The organism is Streptomyces sp. DH12 (assembly GCF_020873895.1).
In the GTDB taxonomy this organism is placed as follows: Bacteria; Actinomycetota; Actinomycetes; order Streptomycetales; family Streptomycetaceae; genus Streptomyces.
In genome coordinates this window covers 1-680 of record NZ_JAHWGT010000329.1, presented here as the reverse complement: position 1 = coordinate 680, position 680 = coordinate 1, and the positions used below count along the sequence as shown (strand labels likewise).

Genomic DNA, 680 nt, shown 5'->3' with positions numbered 1-680 from the left:
GAAGGCGCGGGAGCCGTCCGCGTACCGCACCTGGAGGGAGGGCGGCCCGTAGCGGGTGCCCCCGTCCACGGGCAGTTCCTCGCCCACGGCCGGCCGCCCCTCGAAGCTGTTCGACGGCTCCGTGAAGGGCGCCGCGAGCGTGTCCGCCTCCTCGGCTGTGAGGCGGGGGCCCCACGCCACGTGACAGGGCGCGCCGGTCTCGTCGATCCACAGCGCGTACGAGGTGCGCGGGGTGGTGAGCAGCCAGACCCCGGTGTCCGGGGAGCGGGTGATGAGCGGCATGGTGCCTCACGATCAGCGTCAGGGGATTGCACCGCACACCCAAGCGCGGCCTTCGATCATGTGTCAAGAGCTGACCGGCTCCTGCATTTACAAGGTTCAAGAGCGCTCTCTATGGCCTTCGAAAGAAAGAAGACTGCTTTCATTGACAGAGGAAAATAAGGAGCCTAGGTTCCCGGCCATGCCCTCGACCGCGCCCGCCGAGACGTTCCCGGCGCGCACCCCGGCGGCCTCCCAGATCTTCACCACCGTCCTGACGCACGGCCCGCTCACCCGGCAGGAGGCGGCCCGGCGGACGGGACTGTCCCCGGCGGCGGTCACCAAGGCCGTCCGGCCGCTGCTCGAGGCCGGCTATCTGGTGGAGGACGCGGGCGCGGAGGTCCGCCCGCGTCCTCCACCAG

General features: G+C 70.4%; 1 protein-coding gene and 1 pseudogene. One reads left to right on the top strand and one right to left on the bottom strand.

The window, feature by feature from the left end; genetic code table 11:
• Nucleotides 1-282 (bottom strand): annotated as a pseudogene (locus tag LPA54_RS34360) (alpha-galactosidase); the annotation flags it as partial.
• 178 nt (nucleotides 283-460) lie between these two features.
• On the opposite strand from LPA54_RS34360, the gene LPA54_RS34355 reads away from it, so the two are divergent.
• Nucleotides 461-680 (top strand): helix-turn-helix domain-containing protein (locus tag LPA54_RS34355; RefSeq protein WP_228984573.1); only part of this gene is annotated, 220 nt, incomplete at its 3' end.